Source organism: Mesorhizobium sp. M0768 (genome assembly GCF_040320195.1).
GTDB lineage: Bacteria > Pseudomonadota > Alphaproteobacteria > Rhizobiales > Rhizobiaceae > Mesorhizobium.
The window spans coordinates 80,484-93,601 of record NZ_JAMYPD010000014.1; the positions used below are offsets into that span (position 1 = coordinate 80,484).

The 13,118-nt window shown below is 63.2% G+C and carries 11 protein-coding genes and 1 pseudogene; 5 read left to right on the top strand and 7 right to left on the bottom strand.

Annotation, left to right across the window (positions count from 1 at the left end):
- Positions 1–54 precede the first annotated feature (54 nt).
- The gene (locus NKI08_RS18965) at positions 55–915 is read left to right on the top strand and encodes an SMP-30/gluconolactonase/LRE family protein (protein ID WP_352451849.1); all 861 of its coding nucleotides are present in this window, start codon (positions 55–57) and stop codon (positions 913–915) included.
- 13 nt (positions 916–928) lie between these two features.
- Here NKI08_RS18965 and NKI08_RS18970 read toward each other — a convergent pair.
- The 3 genes and pseudogenes from NKI08_RS18970 to NKI08_RS18980 all read right to left on the bottom strand — a co-directional run.
- Positions 929–1,176, bottom strand: a pseudogene (locus NKI08_RS18970) (sodium-independent anion transporter); the annotation flags it as partial.
- A gap of 259 nt (positions 1,177–1,435) precedes the next feature.
- Positions 1,436–2,137: a phosphatase PAP2 family protein gene (locus NKI08_RS18975; protein WP_352451848.1), complete on the bottom strand. Its 702-nt coding sequence runs from the start codon at positions 2,135–2,137 to the stop codon at positions 1,436–1,438.
- Between the two features lie 14 nt (positions 2,138–2,151).
- The gene (locus NKI08_RS18980; protein ID WP_023679017.1) at positions 2,152–2,490 is read right to left on the bottom strand and encodes a hypothetical protein; all 339 of its coding nucleotides are present in this window, start codon (positions 2,488–2,490) and stop codon (positions 2,152–2,154) included.
- A gap of 200 nt (positions 2,491–2,690) precedes the next feature.
- On the opposite strand from NKI08_RS18980, the gene NKI08_RS18985 reads away from it, so the two are divergent.
- Entirely contained in the window at positions 2,691–4,685 is a 1,995-nt protein-coding gene (locus NKI08_RS18985) for a PhoX family protein (protein ID WP_352771410.1), read from the top strand.
- 100 nt (positions 4,686–4,785) lie between these two features.
- Here NKI08_RS18985 and NKI08_RS18990 read toward each other — a convergent pair whose 3' ends face one another.
- The 4 genes from NKI08_RS18990 to NKI08_RS19005 all read right to left on the bottom strand — a co-directional run bounded on the left by NKI08_RS18990 (position 4,786) and on the right by NKI08_RS19005 (position 7,824).
- Positions 4,786–5,466, bottom strand: a complete 681-nt coding sequence (locus tag NKI08_RS18990) for a GNAT family N-acetyltransferase (RefSeq protein ID WP_352771412.1) — start codon at positions 5,464–5,466, stop codon at positions 4,786–4,788.
- Positions 5,463–5,954, bottom strand: coding sequence for a MarR family winged helix-turn-helix transcriptional regulator (locus NKI08_RS18995; protein WP_352539811.1), 492 nt, complete (start codon positions 5,952–5,954; stop codon positions 5,463–5,465). The genes NKI08_RS18990 and NKI08_RS18995 overlap by 4 nt, the downstream gene beginning before the upstream one ends.
- Before the next feature lie 167 nt (positions 5,955–6,121).
- Positions 6,122–6,883 (bottom strand): ABC transporter permease, encoded by a 762-nt coding sequence (locus NKI08_RS19000; protein WP_352451914.1) that lies wholly within the window; start codon positions 6,881–6,883, stop codon positions 6,122–6,124.
- A 14-nt stretch (positions 6,884–6,897) separates the two neighbouring features.
- The gene (locus tag NKI08_RS19005) at positions 6,898–7,824 is read right to left on the bottom strand and encodes an ABC transporter ATP-binding protein (RefSeq protein ID WP_352539812.1); all 927 of its coding nucleotides are present in this window, start codon (positions 7,822–7,824) and stop codon (positions 6,898–6,900) included.
- Positions 7,825–8,086: 262 nt separating this feature from the next.
- On the opposite strand from NKI08_RS19005, the gene NKI08_RS19010 reads away from it, so the two are divergent.
- The 3 genes from NKI08_RS19010 to NKI08_RS19020 all read left to right on the top strand — a co-directional run bounded on the left by NKI08_RS19010 (position 8,087) and on the right by NKI08_RS19020 (position 13,098).
- Positions 8,087–9,460 carry a cytochrome ubiquinol oxidase subunit I gene (locus NKI08_RS19010; protein WP_352771415.1) on the top strand — a complete coding sequence of 458 codons (1,374 nt, stop codon included), beginning with the start codon at positions 8,087–8,089 and terminating at the stop codon, positions 9,458–9,460.
- Positions 9,457–10,461, top strand: coding sequence for a cytochrome d ubiquinol oxidase subunit II (locus tag NKI08_RS19015; RefSeq protein WP_352771417.1), 1,005 nt, complete (start codon positions 9,457–9,459; stop codon positions 10,459–10,461). The genes NKI08_RS19010 and NKI08_RS19015 overlap by 4 nt, the downstream gene beginning before the upstream one ends.
- Before the next feature lie 102 nt (positions 10,462–10,563).
- Positions 10,564–13,098: a mechanosensitive ion channel family protein gene (locus NKI08_RS19020; RefSeq protein ID WP_352771419.1), complete on the top strand. Its 2,535-nt coding sequence runs from the start codon at positions 10,564–10,566 to the stop codon at positions 13,096–13,098.
- The last annotated feature ends 20 nt before the right edge of the window (positions 13,099–13,118 follow it).

Genomic DNA, 13,118 nt, shown 5'->3' on the forward strand with positions numbered 1-13,118 from the left:
CCGAAAAGTATCGAAAGGCCTAGCTCTCCGCCAGTCCATTACAGGAGACTAGCCATGAAGAGCCTCTTCACCTCGATACTTCTCGCCCTGGTCGGCATCGCGGCCGCGCCGGCAGTTCAGGCCGCTGAACTCTGGCGCACCGGCGGCCTCGAGCAGCCTGAATCGGCGCTGTTCGACGCCGCCGGCCAGCGCGTTGTCGTCTCGAACATCGTCGGCAATCCCGGCGAAGCCGACGGCAACGGCTATCTGTCGATCCTGTCGATGGACGGCAAGCTAGTCACGCAACACTGGACCGACGGCATGGACGCGCCCAAGGGCATGGCGATTGTCGGCGGCAAACTCTACGTCGCCGACCTCACCCATGTGCGCGTCGTCGATCTCGCAAGCGGCAAGCTAACATCGACGATCGACGTGCCGAACGCGGTCTTCCTCAACGACGTGACCGCCGACGCGTCCGGCAAGATCTATGTCACGGATATGCTTGCCGATACGATCTATCGCATCGACGGCGACCGGCCCGAACTGTTCGTCAGGGATGCGGCGCTTGCTTCGCCGAATGGCATCTTCGCCGATGGCGGCCGGCTGATCGTCGCTTCCTGGGGCAAGGGCATCAAGCCCGACTTCAGCACCGCGGAGCCGGGCGGCCTGCTCTCGGTCGATCTTGCTACCAAGGCCGTTTCGCCACTGCCCGGCGCGGAAAAATTTGCCAACCTCGATGGCGTCGTTGCCATCGGCGGCAGCATCTACGCCACCGCGTATATGACCGGCACGCTCTACCGCTACAAAGCCGGCGGCACGCCGCAAGCGGTTGCGACGTTCAAGCCGGGCAGCGCCGACATCGGCACCGACGGCAAGTCGACAATCTTCGTGCCGCTGATGAACGACGGCGAGATCGCGGCATTGGGCCTCGACTAAGCCAGCCATCGGCTCAGGCGGCGGGCGCGGCTTTCTTCAGCTGCGCCCGCGATCCGTGATCGAGGCGGTATAAGTCACCAGCGGCCGCTTGACGCCGTGGTTGATCAGCATGCGGCGTATCTGCGGCGAAGCGCCTGATATAATGAAGCGAACGCCGGCGCGGCTCGCCTTGTGGGCCGCACCCTCGATGACATTGGCCGCCGTTGAATCGAAGAACGGCATCGCCGAACAGTCGAGGATGAAGTTCCTGCGCTGGCGCGGTCGGCGACGTCTTCCTGCACCAAGGATTGATGGTCTGCCTCCAAACATGCAGCACTCTTTGCCAGCCGATGCACTGTGATGCTACAAACCTCGGCATCGTTTGGCGGGACATCCACTGCGATCCCGATTTCACAGGCACGACTTCAAAAGGATGAGCGGGTGAAGATATTCAAAGCGTTGGCAACCTCGACAGCCTTGCTGTCGATGGTTTTCCTGCTGGCAGGCTGCGGTCATGGCCTGATCAACAGGCTGATTTGAGTCAGGTGCCGTCGGCCCGCCCAAGCCATCGCTGCAGGAACCGTGCCGCAAGCCAGCACAGCATCGCCCAGGCAAAGCCGGCGCACCAGCCGGCCAATACGTCGGACGGCCAGTGGACGCCGAGATAGATGCGGCTGATGCCGACCACCACTGTCGTCAGCACCGCCAGCCCGAGTACATAGATCTTCGTTGTGCGCCCGGGCAAAACCCGCGCCGCCATGCTGCCCAGCGTCAAATACGTCACCGCCGACAGCATGGCGTGGCCGCTCGGAAACGAAAGCGATGCCACATCGGCGAGATGCGAGACCAGATCGGGGCGCGGCCGGTCGATATCGAATTTCAGCACGCTTGACAGGAGCTGGCCGCCCGCTACCGCGACGAACATGAGAAGCGCCGCGCCTGGCCTGCGGATAAGAAGCAGATAGACGATCATTGCTGCCGTGATCAGCAGCAGTACGCTGGCGCTGCCGAGGCTGGTGATGTCGCGCATCGCCCCTTCCAGCCACGCCGGTCCGATCGGATTGTCGGGCTGGCCGGCCTTGCGGAAGGCAAGCAGGATTTCGGTGTCGAAGGCATGCGGCGTGGTCGCCCGCGCCAGCTCCATCAGCTCCTCGAACCCCCACAGCCCGCCGGCAATGACCAGCCCGGCCAGCAGAACCGGGAACTCCAGCCAGTTGGGCAGTCTGCTTGCAATCTTCTTCATCGGCCCGATCGCAGTTACAGCCTTTGCAGATAGGGCCCGAGCGTGATCAGCGCCACAGCTGCGATGGCAAGCACGATGCCGGTTGCCTGCAAGGCATTGACGCGCTCGCCGAAGAAGACCAGCGCCACCACATTCACCGACACCAGCTGGATCACCGCCGACAGGCTGAACGACACCGACATGCCGAATTCACGGATCAGCCTCAGCATGATCAGATTGCCCAGCGAATAGAGCGCCAACGTCAGCACAATCTTGCCGAGGCTCGGCGCCAGCCCCCACTGTTTTGCGGCCATCGCCGCCAGCAGGAAGATCACCGTCGAAACGCAGAGCTGCCCAAGTCCCCAGAAACTCACTTTTGTTCCTCCCGATGCGGTCCCTACCGCCTGCCGCAGCTCTTGTTTCCGAAGCGCCGGTCGCGGTCAAGCGGGGCCGATGTTGGATACGAAATCGCAGGTGGCAATTAGCCGGCATGTCATCAAACTGTGACCTGCCGGTAATACCGGATTGGCCAGGCAACACGCTCCAGCAATCCATCCAGCCAGAGGCAGGCCCTATGACCGAACATCGCACCCCTGACGCCCATTTCCGCACCAGCCTGCTCGAGGAAAACGATGGGCCAGGAGCCAATCCCACCGACAACCGCACCATGGGTGAGATCATCGCCGCGCGGTTCTCACGCCGCGGCTTCCTCAAGGGTTCGCTTGCCGTCTCGGCCATAGCCGCTACCGTCAGCCCGCTGGCGCTGATCACCGCCGACAATGCCCGCGCCGCCGAAGGCTCCGCCTTCGCTTTCGACGAGCTCGAGGCCGGCATCGACGACAAGCATCACGTCGCACCTGGCTATGACGCCGACGTGCTGCTGCGCTGGGGCGATCCGCTGTTCGCCGATTCGCCGGGATTCGATCCGACAAAACAGTCGGCGGAAGCCCAGGCCAGACAATTCGGCTACAACAACGACTATGTCGGTTATATCCCGATCGACGGCTCGGCCGAGCACGGCCTGCTGGTCGTCAATCACGAATACACCAATCCGCACCTGATGTTTCCGGGCCTCGTCACCATCGTCGATGGCAAAGCCAAGCAGGCGCCCCTCAGCAAGGAGCAAGTCGATGTCGAGATGGCCGCGCATGGCGGCACTATCGTCGAGATACGCAAGGTATCAGGCAAATGGCAGGTCGTTCGCGACGGCAAGCTCAACCGCCGCATCACCTCCTCCAACACCGAGATCGCGCTCTCCGGCCCGGTCGCCGGCCACGACCGCGTCAAGACCAGCGCCGATCCGACCGGCACGAAGGTCATCGGCACCATCAACAATTGCGCCGGCGGCGTCACGCCGTGGGGCACCTATGTCATGGCCGAGGAGAACATCCACGGCTATTTCTCGGGCGAGCTGCCGCAGGGGCATAAGGAGGCGGCCAATTACAAGCGCCTCGGCATTCCCGAAGATGCCTATGAGTGGGCAGCGCATTACGACCGTTTCGACATCGGCAAGGAGCCTAACGAGCCGAACCGCTTCGGCTGGATCGTCGAGGTCGACGTCCAGGATCCGACTTCGGTGCCGAGGAAGCGCACCGCCATGGGCCGCTTCAAGCATGAGGGCGCCGAATCGATCGTCGCCCAGGATGGCCATGTCGTCTTCTATCTCGGCGACGACGAGCGCTTCGACTATGTCTATAAGTTCGTCACCACAGGCAAGTTCGATCCGGACAACCGCGCCGCCAACATGGATTTGCTCGACGACGGCACCTTGCATGTCGCCAAGTTTGCCGACGACGGTTCGGTCGAATGGCTGCCGATCGTCTTCGGCCAAGGGCCGCTGACGGCGGAGAACGGCTTTGCCAGCCAGGCCGACGTGCTGATCGAGACGCGCCGCGCCGCCGACCTGCTCGGCGCCACCAAGATGGACCGCCCGGAAGACATCCAGCCCAATGCCGTCAACGGCAAGGTCTATGTCATGCTGACCAACAATTCGAAGCGCAAGGCCGACCAGGTCGACGCTGCCAACCCGCGTGCCGAAAATGCCTTTGGCCACATCATCGAGATCGTCGAGGACGGCGGTGATTTCACCGCGACAAAGGGCAGGTGGGAAATCCTGCTGAAATGCGGCGATCCCGCTGTGGCCGACGTCGGCGCCACCTTCTCGACCGCAACCACCGCCAATGGCTGGTTCGGCATGCCGGACAATTGCACGGTAGATTCGGCTGGCCGCCTCTGGGTCGCCACCGACGGCCAAGGCCCGAAAGCCACCGGCCGCACCGACGGTCTGTGGGCTGTCGATACGGAGGGGACGGCACGGGCGACATCAAAGCTGTTCTTCCGCGTGCCGATCGGCGCCGAAATGTGCGGTCCCCTGTTTGCGCCGGACGACCAGACCGCCTTCGTTGCGGTCCAGCATCCGGGCGACGGCGGCGAGGACTGGGAGGCTTTCGGCCGTCCGTCCTACTATGAGGATTTGTCGACGCGCTGGCCCGACTTCAAGCCGGACATGCCGGTGCGCCCGGCGGTCGTTGCCATCACCAGGCAAGGCGGCGGCAAGATCGCGGTCTGACACGCAGCAGGTCTTGCAGTCTCAAGGAAGGATTTCGGCGGTACGAAATCCTTCCTTCCGATACGGGATGCATCCATGCTGCGCATCATGCGCCGACTAATCATTCGCTGCGCTGAACCACGGCCACATTCATTGTGCTTCGCAACCTGAAGCCGATGGACTCGTATAACGCTATGGCCGCGGCGTTGCTGGCATAGGCGTGGAGATAGGGAACTTCGCCGCGCGCCACTATCCGGTTTGCCACGAATAGGGACAGCAGCTTTCCTAGACCACCGCCGCGAAATTCCGGATGTGAGCACACCCCGCTGAGTTCAGTATAGCCAGGTTGCTTCATGCGCTCGCCGGCCATTGCCGCAAGCCTGCCCTCGATCTTCACACCCCAAAAATCGCCCAGGCTCAAGGCTTCGAGCGTGAATGGGCCAGGCTTGGTGAGCAATGCCAGGGCGAGCATCTCAGCAGCATCGTCTCGGGTCAGACGATGCACGCGCGGGTCGGAGACGATCTGCAATGACTGCTCGGCGATCATCTGAACCCCGGCTGCGGTCGAAGTCGCGGAAAGCCCCGTGGGCAGAGCAATCGCGTCCGCTTGAAGCAGGATCACACTCTCGCCCGGGGAGACAAGCTTTTCGAGCGCCAGCAGGCTTTCCGGGTCGTCCGCGCCAGTGGCGGCGAAAGGGACGATCGACGGCCGATATCGCATGGCGAGGTTGTCACCCTCCGCGAAGGCCCGATGTCGCGTCTGAAGCGCGCTCCAGATCGGGCGGTCGAGCAAATGTCTCATTGCGCGGCACCCTCAGGCTTATTTACACGACGGTCGAGAGGGGCAGCGGCGAGGCCGTCCTCGATGGCAGCCAGCTGCTCAAGAAGCGGCCCCGAAAAACCTGCGCACAAATCCGCGACCACGTTCTCGATGCAAGGCCAGACGTCGCGCTTTGCGACATCGACCAGCCGCCGCCCGTCCCGAGTAAGCGAGACGATCCTGCGCCGCTGGTCATCGGTCGACGGACTGACTTCGAGCAGTCCCAATTCGGCCAGAAGCGAGACGCTTCGCGTTACGCCTGGCTGCGCGATGCCAAGGGATTGCGCCAGTTCCCCGACCGACAGCGGACCCAGCCTGTCGAGCGCGGCCAGCAGCGGGTATTGGCTCGCCTGAACCGGGACATCCAGCCTGTCGAGCAGGCGCTGCGCCTCCGCTTGCAGTTGCTCGCCTATACGCTTCAGCCTGCTGCCCAGGCACAGGAAGCCAAGCGATCGTATGACGTCTTCCATAGGTCAATGCATCCCATGAACATCGATAACATGATATATAACAATGCATGAAAAGCAAGATCGAGGCATTCAAGCGCGGGTTCCAGGCATCGGGCGCAGGCCTATGTCGCCTTCGGCAAGGAAAGGTCGATCGATAAGGCTGCTTCGCCTGGACGAGGCCCGTTCGATCAGTTGCGCAGCCGGTAGCCGGTCCTGAAGATCCAGGCGACGATCGCTATGCAGATGAGCAGGAAGACCACCGTCATGCCGAGGCTGACGCCGACCGAAACGTCGGACTTGCCGTAGAAGCTCCAGCGGAACCCACTGACCAGGTAGACCACCGGGTTGAACAGCGTCACCGTGCGCCAGATGCCGGGCAGCATGTTGATCGAATAGAAGCTGCCGCCGAGGAAGGTCAGCGGCGTGATGATCAGCAGCGGCACCAGCTGCAGCTGCTCGAAGCTCTTCGCCCAGATGCCGATGATAAAGCCGAACAGGCTGAAGGTCACCGCCGTCAGCACCAGGAAGGCGAGCATCCAGAACGGATGCTCGATCGTCAGCGGCACGAACAGCGAGGCCGTCGCCAGGATGATCAGGCCAAGCACGATCGACTTTGTCGCCGCGCCCCCGACATAGGCGATGACGATCTCCAGATAGGACACCGGCGCGGACAGCAATTCGTAGATCGAGCCGACGAATTTCGGAAAATAGATGGCGAAAGAGGCGTTGGAGATCGATTGCGTCAGCAGCGACAGCATGATCAGCCCCGGTACGATGAAGGCGCCGTAGCTGATGCCGTCGATCTCGGTGATGCGCGAGCCGATGGCCGAACCGAAGACGACGAAATAGAGCGACGTCGAAATCACCGGCGAAACGATGCTCTGCAGCACAGTGCGAAGGGCGCGCGCCATCTCCACCCGATAGATCGCCCATACCGCATGAAGATTCATGGCCGCGCGCAGGTTCATGCCGGTTTCCTCACCAGATTGACGAAGATCTCCTCGAGCGAGCTGTTTTCGGTATCGATGTCGCGGAACTGGATGCCGGCCGCCTCGAGCTCGCGGATCAGCGAGGCGACGCCCGGCCGTTCGCTCTGGTTGTCATAAGTATAGGTCAGCTGTCCGCCATCCGGCGAAAGCTCCAGCGCGTAGTGCGAAAAAGCATCGGGAACGGTGGCCAGGGGACTGCGCAGTTCCAGCACAAGCCGTTTGCGGCCAAGCTTGCGCATCAGCTCGGCCTTGTCCTCCACCAGCACGATCTCGCCGCGGTTGATGACGCCGACGCGGTCGGCCATCGCCTCGGCTTCTTCGATGTAATGCGTGGTCAGGATGATGGTGACGCCGTCTTCGCGCAGCCGGCGCACCATCGCCCACATGTCCTGGCGCAGCTCGACATCGACGCCTGCCGTCGGTTCGTCGAGGAACAGGATGCGCGGCTCGTGCGACAGCGCCTTGGCAATCATCAGCCGGCGCTTCATGCCGCCGGACAGCGTGATCGCCTTGGCGTCCTTCTTGTCCCAGAGCGACAGGTCGCGCAGCACTTTTTCGACGAACGCCTTGTCCGCCGGCTTGCCGAACAGGCCGCGGCTGTAGTTAACCGTCGCCCAGACGCTCTCGAAGGCGTCGATGGTCAGTTCCTGCGGCACCAGCCCGATCAGACTGCGCGCGGCGCGGTAGTCGCGGTTGATGTCATGGCCGTCGACGGTGACGGAACCCGACGAGCGGTTGACGATGCCGCAGACGATCGAGATCAGCGTTGTCTTGCCGGCGCCATTCGGCCCGAGCAGCGCAAAGATCTCGCCGCGCACGATGTCGAGATTGATCTCCTTCAGCGCCTTGAAGCCGGTGGCGTAGGTCTTGGAGACCCCGGAAATCGAGATGATCGGCTGCATGGCTGAAAACGACTGCTTGAAACAGAGTTGTTGGTTTAATCCGCTGAATGTCGGTTCGCAAATCCGGATGTCAATGGCGCTTCTGACAGTTCTGGACATCGAGGTTCGCCGGAATAGGCAACACCTGCCCGGTCGTCCAGCCAAATTCCACGCAACAGCAGATTAACCGCACTGCGGCGTTCCGCCTCGCGGCGGGACGCCGCTTTGACCGTCCGGTGCATCAAGCCTATCCTTCAACAAACAAGCAGCAGCCGGAGCCGCCATGGACCCGCTCATCCTGTCGCGCATACAGTTCGGCGCGAACATCTCGTTCCACATCCTGTTCCCGGCGATCACCATCGCGCTCGGCTGGGTGCTGCTGTTCTTCAAGCTCCGCTACAACGCGACAAACGATTCCGCCTGGATGCGCGCTTATTTCACCTGGGTTAAGGTATTCGCGCTGTCCTTCGCCATGGGCGTAGTTTCCGGCGTCACCATGAGTTTTCAGTTCGGCACCAACTGGCCGGGCTATATGGAGACGGTCGGCAACATTGCCGGCCCGCTGCTGGCCTACGAAATCCTGACCGCCTTCTTCCTCGAGGCGGCGTTCCTCGGCATCATGCTGTTCGGCTTCCGCCGCGTCTCGAACCGTGTCCATACACTGGCGACGGTGCTGGTGGCCGGCGGCACCACCTTGTCCGCCTTCTGGATCATCGCGCTCAATTCGTGGATGCAGACACCGGCCGGTTTCGAGATGCGCGATGGTGTTGCGCATGCCACCGACTGGTGGGCCGTTGTCTTCAATCCGTCCATGCCCTACCGGCTCGTCCATATGCTGCTTGCTTCGGGGCTGACCGTCTCGTTCCTGATCGCCGGCCTGTCGGCGCTGCGCTATCTCTACGGCGATCGCTCGGAATCGATGTGGAAGGCCTTGCGCACCGGCGTCTTCACCGCCGCTATCCTGATTCCCATCCAGATCTTTGCCGGCGACCAGCACGGCCTCAACACGCTGGAACACCAGCCGCAGAAGATCGCCGCCATGGAAGCCAACTGGAACACCGGTCCCAACGTGCCGCTGGTGCTGTTTGCGTTTCCCGATGAAGCGGCGAGCGAGAACAGGTTCGAGCTCACCATTCCCGACGGCGCCAGCCTCATCCTCAGGCACAGCGCCGGCGGCATCGTACCGGGGCTGAACGATTATGCCGGCAACCATCCGCCGGTATTTCCGGTGTTCTGGGGCTTTCGCATCATGGTCGGCACCGGCCTCCTGATGCTCGCCGTCTCCTGGTCGGCGGCCTTCTTCCTCAAGCGCCGCCACGGCCTGCCCAAGCCGCTGGCGCTTGTCATGGTGCCGATGGCGCTGTCCGGCTGGCTGGCGACGCTGGCCGGCTGGTACACCACCGAGATCGGCCGCCAGCCCTGGCTGGTCACCGGCGTGCTGCGTACCGCCGATGCTGTCGGGCCGGTCGCCGGCAGCCATGTCGCGCTGTCGCTCGCGGTCTATCTCATCCTCTATGTGCTGCTCTTGATCGCCTATCTCGGCGTGTTGGTGCATCTGGCATTGAAGGCGGCGAAGGATGGTGACACCTCGCCGCTGCCGGGCGTCATGAACAGGCCGCTGTCGCAGCCGGTTGCGCAACCGGGAGAAACATCATGAGCTTCGACTGGCCGACCCTGCTGCCTCTGATCTTCGCCGGCCTGATGGGCCTCGCTATCCTGATCTACGTCATCCTCGACGGCTTCGATCTCGGCATCGGCATCCTGTTCGCCGCAGCCGAAGACACCGAGCAGGATACGATGATCGCCGCCATCGGCCCGTTCTGGGACGCCAACGAGACCTGGCTGGTGCTGGCGGTCGGCCTGCTGCTGGTCGCCTTCCCATTGGCGCACGGCACCATTCTGACGGCGCTCTACATTCCGGTCTTCGTGCTGCTGGTGGGTTTGATCCTGCGCGGCGTCGCATTTGATTTCCGCGCCAAGGTGCCGGCCGGCAGGAAGCACCGCTGGAACCGCATCTTTTTCCTCGGCTCGGTCATCGCGTCGCTGGCGCAAGGTTATATGCTCGGCGTCTATGTGCTCGGCCTCGACGTCGGCCCCGGCGGCGTCGCTTTCGGCGCGCTGGTGGCGCTCTGCCTTGCCGCGGCCTACGCGGCGATGGGAGCGGCCTGGGTCATCTATAAGACCGAAGGCGATCTGCAGAAGAAGGCGGTGCTGTGGCTGCGGACGGCGCTGGTGCTGACCGCGCTCGGCATGGTCGCGGTATCGCTGGCCACGCCCTTTGCCAGCGCGCGCATCTTCGACAAATGGTTCGTCTGGCCGGCCATGCTCTATTTGTCGCCGCTGCCGATCCTGTCGGCAGTGCTGTTCCTGTGGCTGTGGCGCCAGACCTTCCATCTGCCGAAACCCGGCGACCGCCACGCGCTGCTCCCGTTCCTGACATTGGCCGCGATCTTCACGCTCGGCTTTGCCGGCCTCGCCTGGTCGTTCTACCCCTTCGTGGTGCCCGACCGGCTGACCATCTGGCAGGCTGCTTCGGCACCCGAAAGCCTGGCCGTCATCCTGGTCGGGACGGTCGTCGTGCTGCCGATCATCATCTTCTATTCGTTCTTTGCCTACCGGGTGTTCGCCGGCAAGGCGACGGATCTGACCTATGACTGACCGGCATCGCCGTCGCAGCCTGAAACAGAATATTCATCTTCAAGCGGAATAACCTTCTGTGGCCGGACCAGCAGAATCGCCGGCAAGAAGAAGGGCAACAGAATGAACCCCTTTTTTGCGGCAGGACTGGATCGGCTGCTGCTTTTGCTGATCCGGACGGTCGCGCTGATCGGCGCACTCGCGCTTGCCGGCCTGCTGCCGGCCATGCCGCAGGCGCATGCCCAGGACGCGGCCAACTGGACGGGCGTGTGGGACACGAAGTGGCGCGGCGGCGGCGCCCAGATCAAGTTCGAGCAGACCGGCACTGACGTAAACGGCGTGTACCCGCTTTATAACGGCCGTATCGAGGCCAAGGCCGAAGGCGACAAGCTTGTCGGCCACTGGTTCGAAGGCGACCGCCAGGGCGCCTTCACCTTCGTCCAATCGCCTGACGGCGGCAGCTTCATGGGCCGCTTCGATGCCGCCACCGCCGAATGGTGGACAGGTGTGCGCGTCAGCGCCGTCGAGGACGTCCGTGTCGACCAGTCGAGCCCGATGAGCACCATGCGCTCGTTCCTGCAGACGATGAACGAGAGCGGCGCCGACAATGTGCCGCGCGCCACCGGCGGCGGCATGGGTCTTGCCGGTCTGGCAGCGGGTCTCGTCGACGTCACCGAGGCCGACCGCGGCGGCCTCAACATGCCCGATTACACCAAGCTTCTGTTCACCGTCATCGACAACGCGACGTTCCGTCTGTGGAGCCTGCCGCATGATGCGATTTCCGGCGACGAGGTGACGTCGACGCTGCCGCAATACGGCACCAGGATCTCCTTCGACGTCACTTTTCGCCGCAAGAATGGCGACTGGTTCATCGTCGGGCCGCCACTTGGCCAGCTCCAGGCCAAGCTCGCCGAATTCCAGGAAGCGCGTGGCGAAGCCGTCGACATGGTCGACGATCCGAGCAGGCTCGCCTCGCCGCGCGACACGTTCAAGGTACTGTTGAGCGGCCTCACCGAAGCCGGCGACCCGGCCCAGGCGGCGCTCGACCTGCGCAACTACAGTCAGGCGGTGCGTGGCGACGAGGCGTTCCTGCTTGAGCGCTATCTCAAAAAGGTCATCGACCGCATCGGCTACGTCTATTGGCAGGAGATCCCCGACGATCCGAAGAGCAACACCCCCTTCGTCTATTTCGAGCATCCCGCCGGCAACATCGTCATCGGCCCGGTCGAGACTGAGAAGGGCAAGATCTGGCAGTTCACGCCCGAGACGCTCGCCCACATCCGCGCGCTCTACGCCGATGTCGAAGACGTGCCGGTGGCGCCGGAATTCGCCGCCTTCGCCAGCACCGACCCGTTCTTCATCGCCCGTGGCCTCGCCCGCGAGATCAGCCCCGGCCTGCTCACCCGCGCCGGCCCGATGGAGCGCTGGCAATGGTCGATGCTCGGCCTTGCCGCACTGGCCGGCATCGTCTTCGGTTTCATCGCCAATGCGCTGATTTCCTTGTTTGTGCGAAGGACGGACAGCCCTGCCTTCTTCCGCATCGTCGAATGGGCGGTGCGCTCGATCGTGCTTGGCTTCTTCCTGCTGTTGACGCTGCGCCCGCTCGGTCTGCCGCAAGTGGTCGCCGCCCCGGTCAAGGCAATCGCCTGGAGCCTGGTCGTGATTGGCGCCGTGCCGGTGGTCTGGCACCTGATCGGCAAGGTCGCCGACCATTACCGTGGATTGTGGCAGGTGCCCGGCTATCACGACACGCTGATTTCGCTGTCCACCGGCGTGGCGCGCGTCGCCGTGCTGGTCGTCGCCTTCCTGCTGCTGGCCGAAGTGCTCGCCATCCCCTACGAAGGCGTCATTGCCGGTCTCGGCATCGGCGGTTTGGCGGTGGCGCTGGCCGCGCAGCCGACGCTGCAGAACTTCCTCTCCGGCCTGACGCTCTATGCCGATCGGCCGGTCAGCGTCGGCGACTTCTGCAAGTTTGGCGACCAGTCCGGGACGATCGAGCATATCGGCATGCGCTCCACCCGCATCCGGTCGCTCGACCGCACGATCATCTCGGTGCCGAACTCGGATTTCGCCGGCATGCAGATCGAGAACTACGCGCATCGCGATCGCACCCGGTTCGCGACGACGCTGCAGCTGCGCTACGAAACGACGCCCGATCAGCTACGTTACGTCCTGGCCGAGCTGCGCAAGCTGCTGATTGCCCATCCGCGCGTCATCGATGAGCCGTGCCGCGTGCGCTTTGCCGGCTTCGGCGCCTATTCGCTCGACATCGACGTGTTCACCTACGTCAAAACCGCCGACGTGGCCGAGTTCCAAGCCATCCGCGAGGACATCCTGCTGTCCATGATCAACATCATGGATGATGCCGGCGCGCAGTTCGCCTTCCCTTCGTCACTGGAATACAGAGCCACCGACCTTCCGGTCGACGACGAAAAACGCATCGCCGCGGAGAAAAGGGTCAGCGATTGGCGCGAGACGGAAAACCTGCCTTTCCCCGACTTCAGCCAGATCGACAAATTCGCCCTCAACAACACACTTGCCTACCCGCCTGAGGGCTCGGCGCATTATCGCGAGACAGAGCCCGATCCGGACTCGACCGAGGCAAAGGCGACGCTGGAGAAGGTGCGCTGGAGCCTGCCTTGGAAAAAGGGGAACTAGTGCGAAGCGCGGAAACTGCT

Bases quoted from the DNA above. Each gene is read 5' to 3' on its own strand.
- NKI08_RS18965 (WP_352451849.1), top strand. From the start codon at position 55: ATGAAGAGCCTCTTCACCTCGATACTTCTCGCCCTGGTCGGCATCGCG.
- NKI08_RS18975 (WP_352451848.1), bottom strand. From the start codon at position 2,137: ATGAAGAAGATTGCAAGCAGACTGCCCAACTGGCTGGAGTTCCCGGTT.
- NKI08_RS18985 (WP_352771410.1), top strand. From the start codon at position 2,691: ATGACCGAACATCGCACCCCTGACGCCCATTTCCGCACCAGCCTGCTC.
- NKI08_RS18990 (WP_352771412.1), bottom strand. From the start codon at position 5,466: ATGAGACATTTGCTCGACCGCCCGATCTGGAGCGCGCTTCAGACGCGA.
- NKI08_RS18995 (WP_352539811.1), bottom strand. From the start codon at position 5,954: ATGGAAGACGTCATACGATCGCTTGGCTTCCTGTGCCTGGGCAGCAGG.
- NKI08_RS19000 (WP_352451914.1), bottom strand. From the start codon at position 6,883: ATGAATCTTCATGCGGTATGGGCGATCTATCGGGTGGAGATGGCGCGC.
- NKI08_RS19005 (WP_352539812.1), bottom strand. From the start codon at position 7,824: ATGCAGCCGATCATCTCGATTTCCGGGGTCTCCAAGACCTACGCCACC.
- NKI08_RS19010 (WP_352771415.1), top strand. From the start codon at position 8,087: ATGGACCCGCTCATCCTGTCGCGCATACAGTTCGGCGCGAACATCTCG.
- NKI08_RS19015 (WP_352771417.1), top strand. From the start codon at position 9,457: ATGAGCTTCGACTGGCCGACCCTGCTGCCTCTGATCTTCGCCGGCCTG.
- NKI08_RS19020 (WP_352771419.1), top strand. From the start codon at position 10,564: ATGAACCCCTTTTTTGCGGCAGGACTGGATCGGCTGCTGCTTTTGCTG.